The sequence below is a fragment of the Aquirufa sp. OSTEICH-129A genome (genome assembly GCF_054558355.1).
On sequence record NZ_JBPXKC010000002.1, the window covers coordinates 361,757 to 385,121 of the forward strand.

The following is a 23,365-nucleotide window of genomic DNA, read 5'->3' on the forward strand; positions in this document are numbered from 1 at the left end:
ATGTTCGAATTTGAAGAGGGAAAATATCTAAAACTGATTCGATTTACGTATAAATTTCTTGTAGGCTCTACCCTATTTGTGGTCCTGTTTATAACTGCCGTCAATTTCAATTTTCTATGGCTGTTTGGCGGTATGCCCAGCCTTTATGAATTGGAAAACCCAAAAAGCCAAGAGGCTTCTTTATTGATTTCTGAGGATGGACAAGAAATTGGCAAATACTTTAGAGAAAACCGAAATCCCGTTGAGTTTGAAGATCTATCTCCGACCATCATCAATACCCTAATGGCCACGGAAGATGCCCGATTCACTACTCATTCAGGTATTGATATGCGCTCCATGATGCGTGTCGTTTTAAGCTTAGGAACTTCTGGCGGGGGTAGTACCATTTCTCAACAATTAGCCAAAAACTTGTTTCATACCCGTTCGGTGGAATTTGGGGAAGACGACCCCTTGTATATGGGTTTACTCATGAAAATTGGAGGTTTGAAAACGGCTATTGCTAAGGTAAAAGAATGGATACTAGCCATCAAATTAGAAAGACGCTATACCAAACAGGAAATTATGGCCATGTACCTCAATGAGGTAAGTTTTGGTAATAATGCCTACGGGATTCAAGTGGCTTGTAGGACCTATTTTCAAAAGGATGTCAAAACAGTCACCTTACCCGAAGCCGCTACTTTAATTGGATTATTGCAAAATCCATCTTTGTACGACCCAAGGATTAGACCTGAAAAAACCTTAGAAAGAAGGAATGTCGTTTTAGGCCAATTAGCCAAATATGATTATGTGTTGGAGGAGGAAGCTCGTGCTATGATGGAAAGCCCTTTGAACCTAAAGTTTAAGGTTGAAAATCAAAATACCGGCGCAGCACCCTATTTCAGAGAAAGTATCCGTAAACAAATAGTATCCATCATCAAAGAAATCAATGCCGATCGACCGGAAGACCAGCAGATTAACTTGTATACTTCTGGCTTACGCATTTATACCAGTATCGATTCCCGCATGCAAAAATATGCGGAAGAGTCCATTCAGGAACACATGAAAGCGGAGCAAAGTCTATTCTATTCACATTGGAAAGGTAGAAATCCATGGGTAAACGAAGAAATGAAGGAAATCAAGGGATTCTTGAAAGATGCCATGAAACGCACTGACAGATACCGTGAATTGATGTCAGCTTACAATAACGATGAATTTAAGGTGTGGGAAGAATTAAATCGGAAAGTAAAAATGACCGTATTTTCTTACCAAGGAGATATCGATACGACCATGAGCTCCATGGATTCATTAAATTATTATAAAAGAATATTGAATTGTGGCTTTATGGCCATGGATCCAACCAATGGCCACGTAAAAGCATGGATTGGGGGTATTAACTACAAATACTTTAAGTTTGACCACATTACCCAAAGTAAAAGACAGCCTGGTTCAACCTTTAAGCCTTTTGTTTACGGGGCAGCCATAGAAAATGAAATTGCCACTCCTTGTGATGAGCTGATTGATGAACCCGTGACTTTTGGGGAAGAAGATGGCCTCACCAATGGAACATGGACACCTTCCAATTCTGATGGGAAATATAGCTATGAAAAACTCAAATTAAGAAGAGCCATGGCCTTATCCATCAATACCATTTCAGCTAAATTAATGAAAGAAATGGGGCCTCAAAAAATTGCAGAATTTGCCCACAAGGCCGGCATCTCCAGTCCCTTATATGAGGGCCCATCCCTTTGCTTAGGAGCCTCTGAAGTATCTGTGTTCGAGCAAGTATCTGCCTACAGTACTTTTGCCAATGGAGGAGAAAGAATTGAGCCTATTTTGATTTTAAAAATTACCGATAAAGTAGGCAATGTACTTCGTGAATTTTCCCCAACAGCTAAAGCCGTTATTAAACCAGAAACAGCTTATCTGATGACGTATATGTTACAGGGTGCAGTACAGGAACCAGGAGGTACTGCGGAGGGCTTAAGAAGAACATCCATTGTAGCAGGGAATGAAATAGGAGCTAAAACAGGTACTACCTCTAACTTTTCTGATGGGTGGTTCATGGGAGTAACCCAGAAATTAGTAGCAGGGGTTTGGGTAGGTGGAGATGACCGAAGCATTCACTTCAGATCTCTTGCCTTAGGTCAAGGGGCTAAAATGGCCATGCCTGCTTATGCCAAATTCATGGAAAAAGTTTATTCAGATCAATCATTAGCCATTGAAGGGTACAGAAAAATGCCTTTCTTAAAACCAGAAAAATTTGTGTTCGATTTTACCTGCAGTGGTAAAGTGGGCATAGATTCAACCGCCGTTCAAAATACCAATGTTCAATAACATGCGATTCATTACCTTCCTATTTATTTTCTCTACTGTTTTTACAGCTTGTAAACAAAGTGCGGATGAAAAAAGTGAAGCTCTTGCCAAGGAGACCTGTTCTTCTTGCCATAAATTCCCAGATCCTTCCTTATTAGATAAAAAAACTTGGAAAGAAGGTGTTTTACCCGAAATGGGTTATCGCTTGGGTATTGGAGATCGTTTTCAATTGATGACGCGTATATCAGAGGAGCAATATCAAAGTGCCATGGCCATGGATATCTATCCCCTAGATCCAAAAATAAGTGAGGAAGATTGGCAGTTGATCGTGGATTATTACGTCAAAAATGCCCCAGAAAAACCTCTTCCACAAAAACAAAGAAGTCCAATTAGCACCTCAACCTTACATTTTAAAGAAGAATCCTATATTTCAAAAACGGACCAACTAGGTGTCGTAATATCCTTGCGAATCCATCCAGACAAACCCGAAATTTGGGCAGGAACACGCAATCGGACCTTGTGGGTGATGGACGCCAACAAAAAAGTTAAAAATACGATAGAAACTCAAAGCCCTGTAGCCTTAACTCAAATTTTAGCAGGAAAGCCCTACCTATTGGCCATTGGCAAAATGTATCCTAATGATGAGAAAATCGGGACGATGTATGGAATTAATCCTAAAGGCAAAATGGAAGCCCTGGTGGATTCCCTTAAACGTCCAGTAGATATTCAAATCAGTGACTTCAATGGTGATGGTGTCCAGGATTTTGTGATTTGTGAATATGGGTTTGAACGTGGTCAGTTAACGTGGATTGATGGAAAAAACAAAAATCGGCATCTTTTAAAAGCCCAAGCAGGAGCGCGAAATGTGGTCATAAAAGATTACACGGGTGATGGAAAGCCTGACTTATTGGTCTTAATGGCTCAATCTAGGGAAGGTGTTTCTTTATTCATCAATAAAGGACAAGGTATTTTCGTGGAGAAACCATTACTTCAATTTGACTCCGTCTTTGGAAGTAGTTATATGGAAGTGGCTGATATGAACAAAGATGGACATGATGACATCATTGTTTCCAATGGCGATAATGCCGATTATTCTCGCTCCAAAAAAGCTTTTCATGGTGTTCATGTATACCTCAATGACGGCAGAAACAATTTCAAAGAAGGCTATTTTTATCCATCTTATGGAGCATCAAAAACCGTGGCGAGGGACTTTGACCAAGATGGAGATTTAGATTTAGCCATGATTGCATTTTTTGCAGAAAACGATAAAGGCTGTAATGAAAACTTTTTATATTTTCAGAATCAAGGCAATATGACCTTTCAGGTCAGTAATTTAAATATTGGCAATGGCGGTCATTATATCTGCATGGATGCAGGAGATGTAGATAAAGATGGAGATATCGACATTGTTTTGGGAAATTATCAATTTGGTGCAGTGAAACCAGGAATCAAATTGACCCCTGGTCTCCAACTGACCTATTTTAAAAACTTAATTCGCTAAAGTAGCCCCCTTGGGAACAAAGCTTTGAGCTAAGGAACTTTGACTCAAATAAGATGAGCCATAATTCCAATTTATTTTTTGTTTCTTCCCTAAATATTGGTAGGTGAAATCCTTTCCAGCTTGAGCCAACGAAACAAAGTTCTTTACAGGTTTAAACACATGCATCGCTCCTCTATTTTGAAGGGCAATGAAACCTAATTGATCCTTGGCTAAACGAATACTCACCAAGGCTTTCGCGTCACTTGGAACAAATAAGCCTGAATTAGCTTGGTAGGTGAATTTACCTTTTCCATTTCCCAAAAGTACTCCTCCATTAGAGGCATCATACCTTCCTGTGGAGACTTCATTCCCAAAATTATTCCCTACAAACAGCACGTCTAAATAACCATCTTGGTTAATATCAATAACCTGCATGCCGTTCAGGGCCGAAACTTGTGCCATCGCAGGAAGTTCGTGTACCGCAAATTTACCTTTCCCTAAATTCTCGATATAAACCGATGCATTCTCCGTGAAAGACAATTTTGAGGATTTCTGCTTTTCAGCATCGGTAAATAAATTCTCTTGTTTGGCTTTTCCAAAGTCTTTATAATAGACATAGCGAGCTCGTGTAGCATTTAATTGCTTATGCGTATCGTCCTTTCCAAACAATGGATAAGATTCATACAATCCTTTCGGTCCTTGAAAGTACACAAAAGGGAAAATATCGTATAAGCCATTACCATCCAGATCTCCATGAACAATTTCAACAGGCTGCTTGCTATTAGCACGTAAAATGGTGTTTTTACCCATATTTCCTGCGATAAAGTCCATATCTCCATCTTGATCAAAATCAGCACTGGTAATAGAAGCCCATAATCCCGTATATTTCTCCAATCCCGTTTCACTTAATTTTTTCAATTTGGCCTTTTGGTTTTCAAAAACCTGAATCGGTAAATATTCACCAGCCAATACCAAATCCACCCAACCATCTTGATTGACATCTGACCAAATAGCGTCACAGATTAAGGATTCATTCAATAATTCCGGTGCCCATTGAGCTGTTTGATCACTAAATTTTATTTGCCCTGGTTTAGAATCATTACGTAATAATCTAGAAACGGTTCCCTTTGGATATTCAAAAGGCACATTTCTTCCACTGACAAATAAATCCAAATCCCCATCTCGATCAAAATCAACGGACCTTACTGCCGAATTACTTTCCAAGAAACTAGGCAAGGCTTGCATATCCAAGGTAAAATTTCCCTTTCCATCATTCTTGTACAGCACATCTTGAAAACTTGGAGAGTCCGCTTTATCCTCAGTACCACCACGTGTTATATACAAATCTAAATCCCCATCTCGATCAAAATCAGCCAATAAAGAACCTAAATCTTCACCCATTTTTTTGGGTTGCTCTTGTACTCCATCCAATGGCTTTGTAATAAAGTGTCCATTAGCTTGCTGTAAGTACAATAGTCCAGAATAAAACTTAGCTCCTCCTACAAAAAAGTCTTCTAACCCATCTCCATTAATATCGCCGACAGAACAGCCTGGACCTAATTGAGAAAGTTTATAAGGAATTAAACTCTGAAAATTGAAATCGACAAAATCATATTCTTTGTGCACATCTGTCAATTGTAGGCTTTCACTGATATCCTCCAAAAGAGGCTTTACTTGATCAAACATACTTTGAACAGGTAATTTGGCATCACTGATCTTAACTTGAATGACTTTATTCTTACCCGGATTTTTAATCACTTGCATGGAGTCATTAGGCCAGAAAATGCGCATTTCTTTGATCGCCAATTTGGACCCTAAACCAATATGGGCAACAGTCTCTACACTCGACAAATAACCACGATATGGAGTATTCTCATAATAAAAACGTGAACCATCAGCAAAAATACCCTCGATTTTAGCTCCAATTCCCAATACATTTTTACCTTTCCCTTCAAACTTCACACGTAAAAACTGTGATTTTTCCTTATCCTGTTCTATGGTATTGTTACGGTAAACAAAAGCCTCATCATTGATATTATTAACTACATAATCTAAATCACCATCATTGTCTAAATCCCCATAAACAGCACCATTAGAGAATGAAGCTACATTAATACCCCAGTTGGCACTCACATCATCAAACTTCAAGCCCCCCATATTTTTAAAGGCATAGTTATTGATTTTGATCACAGGTAATTTTTCCAACATGATAGCCTCCGATGTTAACCTTCTTGATTCAGCCTGATATGACATAAAATCTCGATCGGTTACATCTTTTGGAAATCCGTTGGTGATCAGTAAATCACGATAACCATCATTATCAAAATCAGCTAATGAAGGACACCAGCTCCATTCTGTTTCAGCGACACCGGCCATCAAACCAATTTCCTGAAAAGGATACGGCTTACCGTTAGCTTGCTTCCCTGCATTTAATTGCAGGGTATTTCGCATGTATTGATAAGTATAGCCATAAGTATCACTATTCAAATAGGTTTGATAGTGGTTTCCTGGAGCTAATTGTTTTTTACGTTCATTACTTTTAGGAAGCATGTCCAATGCCACTATATCCGCCAATCCATCATTATTGATGTCAGCCACATCATTTCCCATGGCACTTAAACTGGTATGTTTGAAGTAAACTTTGGACTGATCCGTAAATGTGCCATTCTGATTGTTGATGTATAAAATATCATCTGATACGTAGTCATTGGTCACATAAATATCTGGCCAATTATCTTGATTGATATCACAAATATTAATTCCCAAACCAAAGCCCTCTAAGGTGATTCCTGCTTCTTTTGAGACATTGGTAAAAACAGGATGTTTTAGCGCATCAGACCAATCATTTCGGTACAAGCGATCCGTATTCGGATAGGAACCATCATTGACCTTAGGTCTAAAAAGGGAAGGGAACTCGGTTATTTTATCGGTTAAAACATATAAATCTAAATCCCCATCTTTATCATAATCAAAAAAAGCGGCATGCTGACTATGGCCATTATCATTGATTCCATATTCAACCGCCATTTCTTTAAAGGTAGGAATACCTTCTTTGATTCCTTGGTTGACAAAGAGCAAATTTTCACGGTCTTTATCTGCATTTTTTAGGGTCACGGAAACATAGACATCCAAGAGACCATCGGCATTAATATCCACCACACTAACGCCCGCACACCAGCGGTTTTTAGTATCGATTCCTGCTTTTTTGGATACATCCTCAAACTTCATTTCCCCTCTATTAAGATAAAGAGTACCGTTGGCTTGATTACCCGAAAAAAACAAATCCAATAAACCGTCATTATTAAAATCTCCCATTCCCACCCCACTACCGTTGTATAGGTATTCATACTTCAAAATACTCAGTGTATCATTCTCGACAATCTGATTGGAAAAATGAATGCCTGTTTCATCACTAGGCAATAGTTCAAAGGTAGTTTTGCTTTTACAGGAAATGATTCCAAAAAAGACGAAGCTAAAATAAAGTAGTTGGCGTAAGTTCATATAATTAAAATTACTAGGCTAAAATTAAAAAAGGTGGGAACAAGTTCCCACCTTCTCAAGGATAATATTCAAACGATTAATAACTAGGGTTTTGCTTCAATACTGAAGAACCTTGGATATCAATTTGAGCTTGAGGAATTGGTAAATATTCTTTACCTGTTGTGAATTTAGCACCACCGAACATCGTTACTAAAATCTTACCTTCATAATCTAAGTAAGGTTGTAACACTTTGGCAGCATCACCCCAACGAACTAAATCGAAGAAACGGTGACCTTCAGTTGCTAATTCTAACATACGCTCCATTTTAACTGCTTTCAAAGCATCATCTGCATTAGCGAATGCTGCGTAAGGAGCAATTGAATAGTTGGCTTCTAATTCACCAGTCTTAGCATTTTTTACAAAACTTGATGGATTAGCCGCACGGTTACGTACTTGGTTGACATATCCTAAAGCAGTAGCTAAACTTCCACCACCTCTGATTTCAGCCTCAGCAGCCATTAACAATACATCAGCGAAACGGATGATGTTGTAGTTAAGCGTTGCATAACCACGAGTCCAACCAGAACCGTCAGTCAAGGTATTTTCCTGAGATTTGTAGTAAACATATTTCTTAGGAGAATATGGACCTGCATAAGTTTGGTCACGAATCCAGTTTTTACCAGGGTGCTCGATCCAGTCTAAGTACTGAATACCACGACGACCGATAGTGTGGTCTATACGTGGATCCAAAGGATCCTTATCTTCTGTAAATGGATCACTAGAAGCTAATTTATAGTCATGCTTTACTGCATTTTCAGGTGCATTGTAAGCAGGCTGACCATCTTTTGTATCCAATAATGGTAAACCATCTTTGGTACGGTAAGCATTAGCTAAAGAGAATGAAGGCTGGAAGAATCCACAGCAGTTACCTGGACCATCAGTTCCTGTGTTATATGGGTAGTTCAATACGTCGAATGCATTCGAGTTATTAACGTTACCTGTATTCATAGAAGACTGAATAGCGAATACTGCCTCTTCATTGTTGTCATTAGCAGCGTTGAATACATCTTGGAACCTTGGAACCAAGCCGTATTTCTTACCATTGGTAGTTTTACCATTTGCAATAACTGTAGTGAAGATAGCTCTAGCTTCAGCAAATTTTCCTTGGTATAACAAAGACTTTGCTAAGTAAGCACCAGCAGCCCATTTGTTAGCACGACCAGCTGAAGACTGAGTCTCAGGCAAGTTATCGTACGCAAATTTGAAATCTGCATCAATTTTACCCCAGATATCTGGTGAATTTGGCACCTTTTCGATACCCTTACCATAATCCATCGTCTCATCTACGTATGGAACTGAATTAAATAAACGCTTCAATTCAAAGTAGAAATGAGCACGCAAGAAACGAGCTTCAGCGATGATACGAGTTTTATCTGCAGCAGAAAGTGCTTTAGACTCATTCGCTAAATTAATGGTTGCATTAGCACGCGCAATACCTTCGTATTTTGCCTGCCATGTACCATTAACCTCTCCTTGTACAGGAGAAGTCTCATAACGCTGCATCGGGTTAATTGCTGAAAAGTCACCAGCATCCGTTCCTTTGTTGTTTTCACCACCTAGGATTGAACCCCATAACCAGTTATTAGAAGCGGCTACCTGAGTAAAGTTCTTAGCTGCTAAAGCAGAATAAGCTCCAATCAAAGTACCCTCAACACCAGCCTTAGAAGTTAATTGTGCCTGGGCTAATGAACCCGTAGGTAAAACCTCTAAAAACTGATCCTTACAAGCGAATGTCAAGGTAAATGCAGATGCACTTACTAAGGCTAATCGTTTTAAAATATGATATTTTTTCATTTTATTTTAATTTAAATTGGCTTTCGCGGATTAAAATGACAAGTTGATAGCTGCGTTGAATGAACGAGTAACAGGGTAGTTACCTACGTCAATACCGAAACTAGTATCAGCTGCACCACCAACACCTGGGTCTAAACCTTTGTATTTAGTGAACGTCAACAAGTTATTAGCAGAAAGAGTCAACTTCGCACGCTTGATACCCAGTTTAGAAGAGAAACTTGTAGGAATGTTATATCCGAAAGAGATATTTTGGAAACGGATATAATCACCATCTTCTACGTACCAAGAGTTCTCAGCACCGTTAGTTGAGATGTTAGATGCTGACTCCCAGATTGGAGCTAATGCATTGTTTCCTAAAGCTGGAGTCCAAGACTGCTTAGCACGCTCTCCTTTTCCTGAACCTTCGAATGATCCGTGGAAATCAGTAAACCACTTAGACTGGTTCCAGATTTTATTACCAGCAGAAGCATAAACATACATGTTTAATTCAAATGCTCTGTAAGTCAAACCTAAGTTAACACCACCTGTATAAGTTGGCACTGGAGAACCTAAATAAGTACGATCATCTGGAGTGATTTTACCATCACCATTCATATCAGCATAACGGAAACGACCTACGCCAGCACCTGATTGAGCTGGTGCGCTAGTAACCTCTGCAGCTGTATTGAAGTATCCAAGTACTTTGTAACCATAGAAAGAAGACAATGAACGTCCAATTTCCATACGTACTGGAGTAATACCACGGAAACCACCACCTGTTAAGTTAGTGATACCTGGAGCGAATGCTACGATTTCGTTTTTCAAGAATGAGTTATTGAAAGTCAATTCGTATTTCAACTCGTTAGTGATGTTACCACGGTTAATGATTTGGAAGTCGATACCTTCGTTACGCATTTTAGCTACGTTAACTGATGGAGCTGATGCGTTTGGACCAACAACCGCTGGAAGTGGTACGTTGAATAACAAATCACGTGTATCTTTTCTCCATAAATCAAACACGATTTCCCACTTACCATTTAATAAAGTAGCGTCAAAACCGATGTTGGTTGTTTCAGAAGTCTCCCACTTAGCAGCAGGGTTACCAATACGAGAACGGATATAACCTTCGTTAGCTCCTGAGCTCTGACCATCGATTGGATAGAAAGAAACATCACGTCTAGCAGCATATAATGAATACTGGTTAGCTGGATCTACGTTGTTTGAGTTACCCATTTCTCCCCAACCTCCACGGATTTTCAAATCCGAGATAGCAGGAAGATCTTTCATGAATTCCTCTGAAGTTACACGCCAAGCTGCAGAGAATGCAGGGAAAATACCATAACGGTTTTGAGAACCGAAACGAGATGAACCGTCACGACGAACAACAGCTGTTAAATAATACTTCTCATTGAAGTTATAGTCAGCCTTACCAAATAAAGAGTAGAAATTAACACCACTGAATAAGTTAGAGTTAACTACTGGCGACTGAACTGCGTTCAAAGTAACGAAGTCTAAGTCCATTGAGAATGGGTTGATACCCGATCCTGAAATGCTACGACCACGACCTGTATTCAATGACTCTAAACCAGCTAAAGCTTTGATACCGTGCTTTCTCCACTGGTACTTGTAAGCAACTGTATTAGAGAATACCCATGCAAAAGAATAACCTGAACCTTCAGAGAAACTATCAGAAGCTTCTGGCTCTGAGTCTCCTAAGTATCTGTAGTTATAGTTTACGAAATATGAGTTGTTGTATTGACCTCCGATACTAGATTTGATGATCAAATCTTTGATTGGCTCAACTTCAACGTACACATTACCTACTGCATTTGCATTATAGTTTTGGTCATTGATTTGGTTTGTCATCAATGAACGAACTGGGTTACGAGGGTTGTTGAAACCAGCAGCTCTTGTTGAAGCGAAACTACCGAAATCATCACGTACAGGAATAACTGTTGGCATACGATAAGCAGATAAGATTACTGACTCATCACCAGCAATACCTAAACCACCGTTACCACCTGATTGACCTCTAACTGAACGGTAAGTGAACTGTAAGTTCTCACCAATTCTAACATGCTTTCCTAAATCAAATTCTGAGTTGAAACGTGCAGAATAACGACGGAAATCATTTTCTAACAAAATACCTTGTTGCTCTTGTGCAGATAAACCAATGTAGAAACGACCATTGTCAGTTCCACCACTGAATCCTAAAGAGTGACGTTGTGTATTACCAAAACGAGTAATCTCATCGTACCAGTTAGTTCCAGCTAAATTTGGACGAATCGCAAAAGTAGTTAATGGGCTAGCAGCATAAGCAGCTTGCGCAGCAGCCATGTCTACAGCTCCTCTTACACCATTTGCGCCATTAAAGTGCAAATAAGTAGGTAAAGAAGCTTGTGCTGATGTACCGTATTGTGGGTGAGAGTAAGAAACCGCAGTTCCGTTAGCTGCCGCGTTGTTACGGTATGCTACGTGAGTCCAATCTGCTTGCTCTTGTGGAGTTAACATCTTAGGAGCTCCTCCTACGTTAGGGTCTGTACCACCGTACAATCCATCATAAGTAATTTGTAAAGGTTTTTTTCCTTTAGCACCACGCTTAGTGGTGTAAACAATTACACCGTTAGCAGCACGAGCTCCATAGATAGAAGCTGCAGCCGCATCTTTCAATACCGTAGTACTTTCAATATCATCTGGTGATAAGAAATCAGTAGAACCTACTGGTACTCCGTCAACAATGTACAATGGCTCGTTACCACCAAAAGCACCAAAACCACGTACACGAATGATACTGTTAGTTCCTGGCTGACCGTTAGTGATCAATGTAACACCGGCTACACGACCTTGCAATTGCTGCTCAACGTTTCCTGAAGGGGCAATTTGTAAATCTTTTGCTTTAACAATAGATGCTGCAGCAGTGGATTCTTTCTTGTTGGTTACTGAGTAACCTGTTACGATTACTTCGCTCAATTGACTTACATCTTCTTCCAATGTAACCGAAATAGAGGACTGTGAACCTACAGTAACATCCTTTGTTTTGTAACCTACGGCAGAAATAGACAATACTGCGTTTCCAGATTTAACTGAAACAGAGAATGCACCATTAATGTCAGTAGTAGTTCCTGTATTGGTTCCTTTTACCAATATACTCACGCCTGGGATACCTTGTGAATCAGTACCCACCACTTTACCCGAAACCTTGCGGTCCTGAGCAAATGACGCAAAGCTTCCTAGGACCATGATGGCCAGCAATAAGAAGCTTTTGAAAATTTGATAATAATTGTGTTTCATAAGTAATAGTTGATTAATTATTTATTTAAAGTTATGCGTTTCGATAATCGCCATTTTTAAATCATCAGACCTCCTTTCATTTTAAAGTATTTAAACAATTTTAGAACTCGGATAAATTCTTTAAAAAATACCAGAAGCAAGAATGCAAACGATTGCCATTTGCCTTTACTTAAGATATAATTCTTCTAAGAACTTAACTATCCTACACTATCCTAGGGCGTAGGGAACTCTCAAATATGTGTAATTCAAGACTAATCTGCAAATAATAAATGCAAATTTTTAGCGGTATTTTATCATTTATCAATTTAAGCCTCATTTGCGCTATATAATATATTATAATGATACAATAGGACTGTGTTAAGTTTGCATTATTTTATTGTTATTAGGTCTTTAACCTAGGTCCTCAACTTTTGTAGCAAAAAAATAAACTAAAAAAGCAAATATAAGTTTGCTTAAAAATAGATATTCTTAGAAAAATACAATTATGGCAATATTCGGAATGAATTTATTAAATTTGAGTCATGAATAGTTTCGACCCTAAGAGCATTTTACCTACCCTTCCAGAGGAACCTGGCGTGTACCGGTATTTTGATATTCAGGATACCATCATTTATATAGGGAAGGCCAAAAATCTTAAAAATAGGATAAGTAGCTATTTCGTCAATCCCAAAAATCACGATACCAAAACCAGAAGGTTAGTCCAACAAATCTGCCGCCTGGAATTCACCATCGTACATTCTGAATTTGATGCCTTGTTGTTGGAAAATACGCTCATCAAACAATTTCAGCCTAAATACAATATTCTACTTAGGGACGACAAAACCTATCCCTTCATTTGCCTCAGCCATGAACGTTTTCCTCGTTTATTAACCGCCCGGAGAATAGACCATAAGCTAGGAACGTATTATGGACCGTTTGCCAATCCCAAATCAATGAATGCTCTATTGGAAATGTTGCACCAACTATTTCCTTTAAGAACCTGCTCCTTGGCCTTAAAACAAAGCTCGATTGATGAAGGAAAATTTAAGGTTTGCTTAGAATACCATATTGGCAACTGCAAAGGTCCATGTGAAAACCTTCAAAGTGAAGAGGATTATTTACAATACATCGAGCAAATCGCCCAAATCCTGAAAGGGCATTTCCAAAAACCCAAACAGTTTTTCGTAGAAAAGATGCAAGTGGCTGCAGAAAAACTAGCCTTTGAACAAGCCCAAGAATGGAAAGAAAAATGGCAATTGCTTGAAAATTTTCAAGCAAAATCTACGGTGGTTAATCCCGCCATTCATGATGTTGATGTGTTTTCCATCGTTTCTGATGATCAACTTTCCTATATCAATTTCATGAAAGTGATCAATGGAACCATCACGCAATCACAAACTTGGGAGGTAAAGAAAAAATTAAATGAGGAGGAGTCTGATGTATTAACCATGTTGATTTGGGAAAAACGGGATGAATTCCATAGCAGTGCCAAAGAAATTATTTCCAATATTCCCATGGCCATTGAATTCCAAGGGGTAAAAAATACACTCCCTCAAATGGGTGATAAAAAAAAGTTACTAGACATGTCTTTAAAAAATGTCTTGTACTTTAGAAAAGAAAAGGCCGATAGGAAAGCCGCAGAGGAAAGTGGTGGAGACCGAAAAATGAGGATACTTTTAACCCTAAAAAATGATCTTCATCTAAACAAATTACCGCAACGGATTGAGTGTTTTGATAACTCAAATTTACAAGGCACCAATCCTGTATCCGCCATGGTTTGTTTTCTACAAGGAGTTCCTGCTAAAAAAGAATATCGGTTATTTACCCCCAAGACTGTTGAGGGGCCCAATGACTTTGCCACCATGACGGAAGTGGTGGGAAGAAGGTATTCTCGATTATTGGAGGAAGAAGCTGATCTTCCCGACTTAATTATCATCGATGGAGGGAAAGGCCAGTTAAGCGCTGCTTGTGACGCACTGAAGGCCATCGGTATCTACGGGCAAATCCCCATCATTGGAATAGCTAAAAGATTGGAAGAAATCTATTTCCCAGAGGATAGCCTACCGTTGTACATTGATAAAAAATCAGAATCCCTTAAACTGATACAGCAATTGCGGGATGAAGCTCACCGCTTTGGTATCACCGCCCATCGAAATAAACGAAGCAAGAATTTTATTGTTAGTCAATTGGAAGAACTGGAGGGAATAGGAAAACTGACTGCTCAGAAACTATTGAAAAAGTTTGGCACGATAAAAAAAATCGATGAGGCTCCCATGGAAGAATTAGAAAAGGTTTTAGGCAAAATGAAAGCCTTGAGCTTAAAGAAGCAAATTAAAAATTGGGTAGATTAAAATCTGGATTTTTCTGCTCCCAAATCAATGTGCTTGAACTGGCGATAAATTTGTAAAATAATGGCTAAGGCAATAGTCATTTCACATACGCCAATCACTAATACAAATACCGAAAAGGCTAGGCCTTGCATCTGATCATCTTGTCTAGAAAAAGCAATCAAATTTAAATTGGCGGCATTAAGCATCAATTCTATCCCCATCAATATAAATATCATGTTGCGCTTGAGCAGCATAATACTCAAACCTACTGAAAACAATAGGGCACTTACGATTAAAAAGTAGCTTAATGGAATATCATTCATGGTGTTTAGCGATATAAGTTGCCCCCACTAATGCAATTAAAAGAAATACACCCGCTAATTCAAAAGCAAAAGAATATTCTGTCAATAAGGCTAAGCCAAGATGTGTCAATTTTGAAGAACGCTGTATGTCATCAGATGCCAAACTAAAGGAATCCATGGAACGATTTAGAATCCAAAGCAAACCTAAGAAGATGGAAAGGCTGATCGACAAAGACCAAAATCTTCCAGATTGCCTAGTCCATAAATCATTCGGTGCTTCATAGTCTTGGGATCTCGGATTTTGGGTAAGCATTATTCCAAAGAGAATCAAGATTAAAACTCCACCCACATAAATGAGTAAATGAGCAACTGCCATGACATCGGCATAGGCCATAACATATAAACCTGCCAATCCCAACATGCACATGAACGTGGACAAAGCAGCATGCAATAGATTTTTCGTCCAAGCCATAGCCAATGCGCTAGCGCTGGTTAATCCTGCCAAAACCAAAAAAGAGGCGATCATTGGATTCATGATTCGGTGCTAGGTGGCTTAGGTTTAAAACTCGGTTTAAATGCGGGCTTGGCCACAGGTTTTACTTCCTCTGGCTTTGCTTCCTCGGTACCAGCCTCCGCTTTAGGTTTAAAACTCGGTTTGAATGCAGGCTTGGCCACAGGTTTTACTTCCTCTGGCTTAGCTTCCTCAGAAGCAGCCTCCGCTTTAGGTTTAAAACTCGGTTTGAATGCAGGCTTGGCCTCAGGTTTTACTTCCTCAGGCTTAGCTTCCTCGGTATCAGCATCTGCTTTGGGTTTAAAACTCGGTTTAAATGCGGGCTTGGCCACAGGTTTTACTTCCTCTGGCTTTGCTTCCTCAGAAGCAGCCTCCGCTTTAGGTTTAAAACTCGGTTTGAATGCAGGCTTGGTCACAGGTTTTACTTCCTCTGGCTTAGCTTCCTCAGTAGCAGCCTCCGCTTTAGGTTTAAAACTCGGTTTAAATGCAGGCTTGGCCACAGGTTTTATTTCCTCAGGCTTAGCTTCCACTTGGCTGGCAGCTTGTTTCATTGCTTCCTTTTCAGCCACAAACTGCTCATACAATTGCTTCTTTTCAGCCGCTTGCTCTGGACTTAAATTAGCAAATGAGAAATTATGTTCTTTTACATCAAATACAGAGAAATCATATTCCGATGTCATGGTTAAACATTCCGTAGGACAAACCGTGGTACATAAACCACAAAAACAGCATTTCGACATATCTATGTCGAATTTAGCAGCATAAAGCCTTATCGGGGAACCATCCGAGGTATAACCCACCAATCCCGTGGCTTTGATGGGTTCTATTTCTATACAATCCACAGGACATACCTTCACACATTTATCACAGACAATGCAATCGTCCATTTCATTGTGTAATTGGTAGCGCCCATTTACAGGTGTAGGAATTTCTTGATGCGGGTATTGTAAGGTAAAAACACCCTCATTGGAGGTAAAATACTCTGGATTTTGAATATTTTGAATGGTTCTTTGTTTCCTCGCATTCCAAGCATGCTTCCATGTTAAAGCCAATCCCTTCCGCGTACTTGTGATAGCGGATTTTATACTTTTGAAATATCGGGCTATAGCTGACATGATTAGAAATATATAGCGGGGAAAAGTCCGGGGTCAGACTCTCTCATCATTTCATAAATGGTATCCACCACATTCTCTACATTGGGCTTAGAGAAATAATCACCATCTGAACTATAAGCTGGACGATGTGGAGGTGCGGCTAAACAACGAGCTGGGGTATCTAACCAAGCAAAAGCCCCTTGTTTATCTAAAACCTCTTGCATCATATATGCGGTAGTTCCTCCAGGCATATCTTCATCCGCAAAAAGCACTCGATGTGTTTTCTGAATCGATGCTGCAATAATTTGGGTGCGGTCAAAAGGCAATAATGTTTGAACATCTATTACCTCAACAGAAATACCCATCGTAGATAAGGTTTCTGAAGCTTCCATCACCAAACGGCACATAGAACCGTAAGTAACTATCGTAATATCAGTACCCTCACGCAAAACTTCAGGAATCCCTAATGGAACCGAAATTTCATCTAAATTTTCAGGTAAAGCTTCTTTCAGGCGATAACCGTTTAGGCATTCAACCACAATTCCTGGATCATCACCTTTCAACAAGGTTCGGTACATTCCGGCTGCTTGTGTCATATTCCTTGGCACACAGAAATGAATCCCCCGTAAACCATTTATTAATACAGCCATAGGACTCCCTGAATGCCAAATCCCCTCTAAACGATGTCCACGGGTACGTAATATCATAGGTGCTTTTTGTCCACCGGCAGTTCTATAATGCAAACAAGCTAAATCATCTGAAAGAACCGGGAATGGATAAAAGATATAATCCAAATATTGAATCTCAACGATAGGCCTCAAACCCCGCATGGAAGCACCAATTCCTTGACCTACAATACTTATTTCTCGTATGCCGGTATCGGTAATTTTCAAATCTCCGAATACTTCTTGTAAACCGGCAAGCGTTTGATTTACATCCCCGATTTTACCTACATCCTCCCCTAAAATAAACACACGTGGATCCTCTAAAAAATGAGCAAAACTCTTGTTTAAAATTTCACGTCCATCTACGAAAGTTGGATCTTTGGCGTAAATGGGTTTTACCGGATTAACCAACAATGGTGAATGCTGAGATTCACTGATTTGATGAGAGCTAAAACGACGATGATTTCTTTCTTCTAATTCACTCAACCATTTTCTCAACAGCTTAACTGCAGGGCCTTGATAGACTCGAAATGCTCGTAAAGTCTTTCGTCCTGCACGGACTAAGTCTGAGAAAATAGGATAGGGCAATTGCTTTAATTCATCCAAAATTGGGGATAATAAACTCCCTTCATTGGTTGATTCCATTAAATTTTGGGCTACCCTTAAAAATGCTTTTTTATCAGGCTCAATGGAAGCCATGTAAGCAGCAAAAGCTTCCTTTTGGTATTTCCTGGCTTCAAGTACCGCCGCATCATCGATGGCCTTCAATTGATCTTCTGAAGCAAATCCATGCTCCAAAACCCAATTTCTGAATAATACATTACAATCTACCTCATGCTCCCAAGCTAGTCGCTCTGCTGATTTATAGCGCTCATGCGAACCAGAAGCCGAGTGACCTTGAGGCTGGGTACATTCAATTACATGAATTAAACAAGGTACAAATTCTTCTCTAGCTAATTTGGATGCCTTTTGGTAGGCTTGAATTAAACCTGGGTAATCCCAGGCTTTTACTTGAATGATCTCTAAACCTTTTTCTCCTTCATTTCGTTGGAAGCCCGCTAAGACCTTGGAAATGGAAGACTTTGTTGTCTGATATTCAATTGGTACAGAAATGCCATATCCATCATCCCAAACAGAAAAAATAATTGGAATTTGTAAGACACCCGCGGCATTAATGCATTCAAAAAACATCCCCTCCGAAGTAGAGGCATCCCCGATGGTAGTATAACAGACCTCTTTACCATCCTTAGAAAAAAGCTCCTTCCATGGAGATAAATCCTCCCGATACTGATACATTTTTGAGGCATAAGCAATGCCTAAAGATCGAGGAATTTGCATGGCAGTGGACGAAACTCCAGCCACTGAATTGTATTGATTTGTTTGATCTAACCATTCTCCTTGATCATCCAACCAACGTGTGGCATGGTGATTATTCATCTGCCTACCCGCCGAATGAGGGTCGAACTGACGATCCGGATGTCCATAAAGCTGAGCAAAATATTGCGGCCAAGTTAAGTCGCCAATAGCCACTCCAATGGTTTGATCTCGATAATATCCTGAAACATAATCCCCCAACCTCATGGAACGGGCAAGGGCTATTTGGCACAATTCTTTACCATCACCATAGATACCAAATTTAGCTCGGCCAGAAAAAACTTCTTTACGAACTAGCAGGCTACATTGCCTACTGAGGACTGCCAAACGGTAATCTTCCAATACTTTGTCTGGATTGAAATCAATCTCAACACGTGAAAATTGGGATGGCTTGGGTTGAATCAAAGGAGAATTGTTAAAATTTACGAGGTAAAAATACGATAAAATAATCGTGAGCCAAATACTGTGTCAAGCAATTCTTCGATAAAAAATAAGTGAATTCTTTTGCTGAATCTTTGCTTTGTTATAGCTTTGCTATCCATACATTGAAAAATTTCAAACGAAAAAGCATGAAAAAATTAATTGGTATTTTGGCTTTGTTAGTAGGTTTTGCATTTCAATCCAACGCCCAAGGAACTTTAAAATTCAAAAAAGAAAAGCACGATTTCGGCACCATTGCTGAAGGAGTTCAAGCAACCTACAGCTTTGAATTCACGAATACAGGTAATGCACCTGTAGTTATTTCAAATGTTCAGCCTTCTTGTGGTTGTACCACCCCAGATTGGACAAGAGAACCGATAATGCCAGGTAAAACTGGAAAGGTTACTGCGTCATACAACTCAACAGGTAGACCAGGTAACTTTAGTAAAACAATAACGGTGATAAACAATGGTTCTACTTCCCAAATTATTTTAATGATTTCGGGATCTGTAAAACCAAAAGCTTAATCCTTTTCTACTTAAATAAAAAAGTCTCCTTTTTCAAGGAGACTTTTTTTATGCTTTAATCGCGATTTATCAAGGCGTCATTGGCTCTTTTCTGCGTTAGGCCATTAATCCAGGAAGCAATTTTTAAAACATCTTTAGCTGGAACGTGTGACATAGGCGCCATTTCAGTGGCAAAGTCTGGCCAGTTTTTAGGATTAGGCTTGTAAACCAATGCTAAAATTTGTTTGTCACTATATTTCCTTTTAGAAATATCGGTAAACGAAGGGCCTATTAATTTCTCTTCACGCGCATGGCAAGCGACGCAGGTATGTTTCTTCAATAATGCCATGGCTTCATTATCTGAAATTATTGTTGAGCCTTTCGCGTTTTCCACTTTAGAAACCTTTTTCTCAACCACCACTTTTTCCACAACTGGGCTATTGGATGCATTCAAAACGACTTTATCACCAGAAGGAATTTGATTCAAAGTATAATATGCCGTTTCGTGTAGTAAAGGTTCTCCTGCCTCATTTTTTACCCCTGTCAATTTAAATTCATGTATGAAATATTGACGAACATTATCCAAAACGAATCGAACCTTCTTTTTATCTGCGGACACCACAATGCCTTTTATCGTCAGGTCTTTTACATCAATAATGGGGCTACCATATTGATGGTGGTATTTGTAGATATAGGACCTTAGGGCATAAGAAGCTGCTTTTTTTACTGAGTTCACATCCACTGCTTGCGTAAAGCTAATTTCAAATCCATCCGATCTGGCTTCAATCATATTAATTTCGAAAGGGGTTATTCCATTCCAAATCAAGCGTTGTAAACCAAAATTATCTTTACCCGTAGACCCCCACCCGCGGGAGGTCATACCTACAAACATACTTCCATCTAAACCAAAACGTTCCCGTAAAATACCGGATTGAAAACCCTCTCGGTAATTAATGCAAAAACCTTGATAGACACCATTCACTTTCTCCAAACCCATACGCATCACTTTGGATTGCCCTTGGTCTGCCACGAAGTACTGACCTGGGAATGGACTAAACTTGCCACCTGTGGTATCTTGCAAAATATCCGAAGTGGAAATACCCATGATAGCATGCGGGAACCAAACGGCAGGAAGCTTCAAGTTTTTCACTTTTTTGGCCGCCTCAAACATCGGAGCGCCATTGTCTGGAATTTCTTCCAAAGTCAACTTAAAAGGACTATTGGGTTCTTTGGCCCATTTTAATCCTCCAGGATTGCCCGCAAAATCACCTTTGGCTAAATGCGTCACTCGACCAGACCCAACCCAGTCACCTTGGTTTTCACCGTAAAAAATATCTCCTTCTTGGTTAATGCTATAACCTGCTGGCGAGCGTAAACCTGCGGCAAAAGGTTCTAATTTCCCATCTGGACTAATCTTCACTAACCAGCCTCTCCATTTTGAAAACTTACCTTCTCCAAAGCCTACCCAGGCTAAATTAAGGGTAACCCACATATCTCCATTTTTATCAAATACTGGCCCATAGGTGTATTCATGGTAATTTCCAGAAAGCTGAAATTGGTAGATTGGCTCATAGCGATCTGCCACTCCATCTCGGTCGGTATCTGATACTTTGGTTAATTCGCCCCGTTGTGAGCAATAAAAAGCACCATCCTTATAGGCTAAACCTAATATTTCGTGCATACCACTGGCAAATCGACGGTAGTATGTTTGGTGGCTATCTTTTTGGTAGGGATTCTCGATAATCCAAATTTCTCCCCTTCGCGTACTTACACCCAAACGACCATCTGGCATGGTGGCAATTCCTCCGATTTCTAAATAAATATCTTGGGGAATGGGTAAGGTTTTTATTTCATAAAAATCCTTTTCTGTTTTTGCAGCTGGATTTTGGGCCAGTGCAAAAGTCGATATGCATATTAATAAGATGCTTATTGTATGTTTCATGTTAAAATAAGGTTTACCAAATCACTTGATATGAAATACTGTTTCCTTGGGCGGGAATTCGAACTTGTTGTTTGCCATTACTTAAACTTTGGACCGTCTCAGACCCTCCATTCCATTGGACAAAATATTGATTCCCATCCAATGATATCAAACCCGGCTGAACCTTCACCACGGAGGTACTTGTACCTAGAATTAAATCAAAAGATGGATTTGATCCTTGTTTCGTCTTCCAAGAAAGAGTCCTAGTCCAACCTGTACCATTCGAATTGGGCACCAAATTATCCTCTAAAAGCACATTGTCCCATTGGTACATAAAAATAGGTCTACCTTGGTGTATTCGATATCCTTTATACATCCATTGAGCATTATTAACGGAATCGGGCTGCGCTTGTCCACTGATAACCAAAGGAAACTTAGCATCCAAAACTTGATTTAAGCCCAAGGGTTCTGCGGTCTGCGGCTCTCCCCTATTTTCCCACATTTGTGTCGCATTCAAGAATTTACCACGCCAAACTTGCATCAAGCCTCCTTGATTTAAATCATAAGAAAAATGTACTCCAGCAGGATCACCTACATGAATGACATGTGTCTTTTTGACCCCTTGATGAAAGGCAAAGGAACGCTGATAAACAGGTTCCGACTCAGCTTTCACTTCAATTAATCCCACTGCTTCAGGATCCGGTAAAGAAGTTCTAGCATGCAAGGCCACGGTATGTGAACCAATCCTTTTTACAAATAGGCCCAGGGCTCTATTACCCCAAGAAAAATCCTTACTAAAGCTTAATTTAAAAGTATGTTTTCCTGCGCTTAATGCTTTGGATTGACTCACACGGTCAGTATACCAATAATCTCCTTGATTCAATACTTGACCATCCACTTCCAAGCGACCCTTTCCGGTCCAGTTTGTAATAAATTCATAGGTATCTGCCTCAGGAACGTTTAATTCTCCTTCGTAAACCAACAAAAAGTCCTTCTGCACTTTAATGGTCTTACCCGTAATTTCTGTTGCCTTAGCTTTCAACAAAGGAATGGCATTATTGGCTTGAAGATTAGTGAAGGCCCCTTCATAATATGAATAATTCAAATCGCCTAGACTTACAGTAGGCTTTTCGTATGTTTCATAACGTAAGTTTTTGAAGGCAATAGGTCCATGGTCTCCTTGAATGATAATTGGCCCCATGGCTGCTTCCTTTTCAAACAAAGCTCCACGAGTCATACCGGAAACTTCGATGTTTTCCTGAACTAAAATTCCATTAAGAATCACCTTTTTAATTACAGCATTTTTGATCTTTTTTCCAGCGGCATCAAATCTAGGAGCTTGAAAATCTATTTCAATGCTTTGCCATAATCCAGGAGCTTTGCAGGCATTTTGACGAGGGGCATACCCTTCGTAACCTTCATTTCCTTTACCTCTGGCATCATCCCATCTTTCGTAGATTCCTCCACAATCGCCAAACTTCATCCTTTGTTTTTTAGCGAAGGAATCAAAAAGTTGAACTTCATATCGACCTTGTAAATAGATGCCTGAATTAGCCCCCTTCGGAAGCATGAAATCAAGCATTAAACGAATATCTCCGTGATTTAATTTAAATTTTAAATCATCGGAACGCTTGTATTTTCCGTTTCTTAAGGTGTTGACTAAGATTCCTTTTCCAGCACTAACTTGAAAGGAGGTGTCTGTGAAATTGGCCTTTACAGCTTGTTCAATGGTCCAATTACTACTGGGTTGATCAAATGCGCGAAGGTCATTGAGAGGTATCTCCTGTTGAGCCCATGATACACAAGGCATTAACAGAAGGAGGAAAAGTTTTTTCATTTTTTTAAATGTAGGTTTGGGTAATCGTTGGTATAAATTTCATTTCTAC

13 protein-coding genes are annotated in these 23,365 nt (G+C 39.5%); 4 read left to right on the plus strand and 9 right to left on the minus strand.

Annotation, left to right across the window (positions count from 1 at the left end):
* Both SKC36_RS05465 and SKC36_RS05470 read left to right on the plus strand, forming a co-directional pair.
* On the plus strand, positions 1–2,313 hold the full coding sequence (locus tag SKC36_RS05465; protein WP_459454199.1) for a penicillin-binding protein 1A: 2,313 nt from the start codon (positions 1–3) through the stop codon (positions 2,311–2,313).
* A gap of 1 nt (position 2,314) precedes the next feature.
* Positions 2,315–3,793: an FG-GAP repeat domain-containing protein gene (locus SKC36_RS05470; RefSeq protein ID WP_459465101.1), complete on the plus strand. Its 1,479-nt coding sequence runs from the start codon at positions 2,315–2,317 to the stop codon at positions 3,791–3,793.
* Here the strand turns inward: SKC36_RS05470 and SKC36_RS05475 are convergent.
* The 3 genes from SKC36_RS05475 to SKC36_RS05485 form a co-directional block, all read right to left on the minus strand.
* The gene (locus SKC36_RS05475; protein ID WP_459465103.1) at positions 3,782–7,273 is read right to left on the minus strand and encodes a VCBS repeat-containing protein; all 3,492 of its coding nucleotides are present in this window, start codon (positions 7,271–7,273) and stop codon (positions 3,782–3,784) included. The two genes, SKC36_RS05470 and SKC36_RS05475, sit on opposite strands and share 12 nt — an antisense overlap.
* A gap of 76 nt (positions 7,274–7,349) precedes the next feature.
* Positions 7,350–9,107, minus strand: a complete 1,758-nt coding sequence (locus SKC36_RS05480; protein ID WP_459454196.1) for a RagB/SusD family nutrient uptake outer membrane protein — start codon at positions 9,105–9,107, stop codon at positions 7,350–7,352.
* 30 nt (positions 9,108–9,137) lie between these two features.
* Positions 9,138–12,377: a SusC/RagA family TonB-linked outer membrane protein gene (locus SKC36_RS05485; protein WP_459465105.1), complete on the minus strand. Its 3,240-nt coding sequence runs from the start codon at positions 12,375–12,377 to the stop codon at positions 9,138–9,140.
* A gap of 521 nt (positions 12,378–12,898) precedes the next feature.
* On the opposite strand from SKC36_RS05485, the gene uvrC reads away from it, so the two are divergent.
* Positions 12,899–14,707, plus strand: coding sequence for an excinuclease ABC subunit UvrC (uvrC, locus tag SKC36_RS05490; protein WP_459465107.1), 1,809 nt, complete (start codon positions 12,899–12,901; stop codon positions 14,705–14,707).
* Here the strand turns inward: uvrC and nuoK are convergent.
* The 4 genes from nuoK to SKC36_RS05510 are packed head-to-tail and all read right to left on the minus strand — an operon-like array spanning position 14,704 to position 19,037.
* A complete protein-coding gene (gene nuoK, locus SKC36_RS05495; protein WP_459454193.1) occupies positions 14,704–15,009 on the minus strand; it encodes an NADH-quinone oxidoreductase subunit NuoK in 306 nt (101 codons plus the stop codon). The two genes, uvrC and nuoK, sit on opposite strands and share 4 nt — an antisense overlap.
* Complete coding sequence (locus tag SKC36_RS05500) at positions 15,002–15,523, minus strand: NADH-quinone oxidoreductase subunit J family protein (protein ID WP_459465109.1); 522 nt, start codon at positions 15,521–15,523, stop codon at positions 15,002–15,004. The genes nuoK and SKC36_RS05500 overlap by 8 nt, the downstream gene beginning before the upstream one ends.
* Positions 15,520–16,614: a 4Fe-4S binding protein gene (locus SKC36_RS05505; protein ID WP_459465111.1), complete on the minus strand. Its 1,095-nt coding sequence runs from the start codon at positions 16,612–16,614 to the stop codon at positions 15,520–15,522. The genes SKC36_RS05500 and SKC36_RS05505 overlap by 4 nt, the downstream gene beginning before the upstream one ends.
* 2 nt (positions 16,615–16,616) lie before the next feature.
* Complete coding sequence (locus SKC36_RS05510) at positions 16,617–19,037, minus strand: alpha-ketoacid dehydrogenase subunit alpha/beta (RefSeq protein ID WP_459465113.1); 2,421 nt, start codon at positions 19,035–19,037, stop codon at positions 16,617–16,619.
* A 164-nt stretch (positions 19,038–19,201) separates the two neighbouring features.
* Between SKC36_RS05510 and SKC36_RS05515 the strand changes: the two genes are divergently transcribed.
* The gene (locus SKC36_RS05515) at positions 19,202–19,579 is read left to right on the plus strand and encodes a DUF1573 domain-containing protein (RefSeq protein WP_129026463.1); all 378 of its coding nucleotides are present in this window, start codon (positions 19,202–19,204) and stop codon (positions 19,577–19,579) included.
* A gap of 55 nt (positions 19,580–19,634) precedes the next feature.
* On the opposite strand, the gene SKC36_RS05520 is transcribed toward SKC36_RS05515, so the two are convergent.
* Entirely contained in the window at positions 19,635–21,500 is a 1,866-nt protein-coding gene (locus SKC36_RS05520) for a hypothetical protein (protein WP_459465115.1), read from the minus strand.
* Between the two features lie 13 nt (positions 21,501–21,513).
* Positions 21,514–23,316 (minus strand): family 16 glycoside hydrolase, encoded by a 1,803-nt coding sequence (locus SKC36_RS05525; RefSeq protein ID WP_459465117.1) that lies wholly within the window; start codon positions 23,314–23,316, stop codon positions 21,514–21,516.
* Positions 23,317–23,365: the final 49 nt, after the last annotated feature.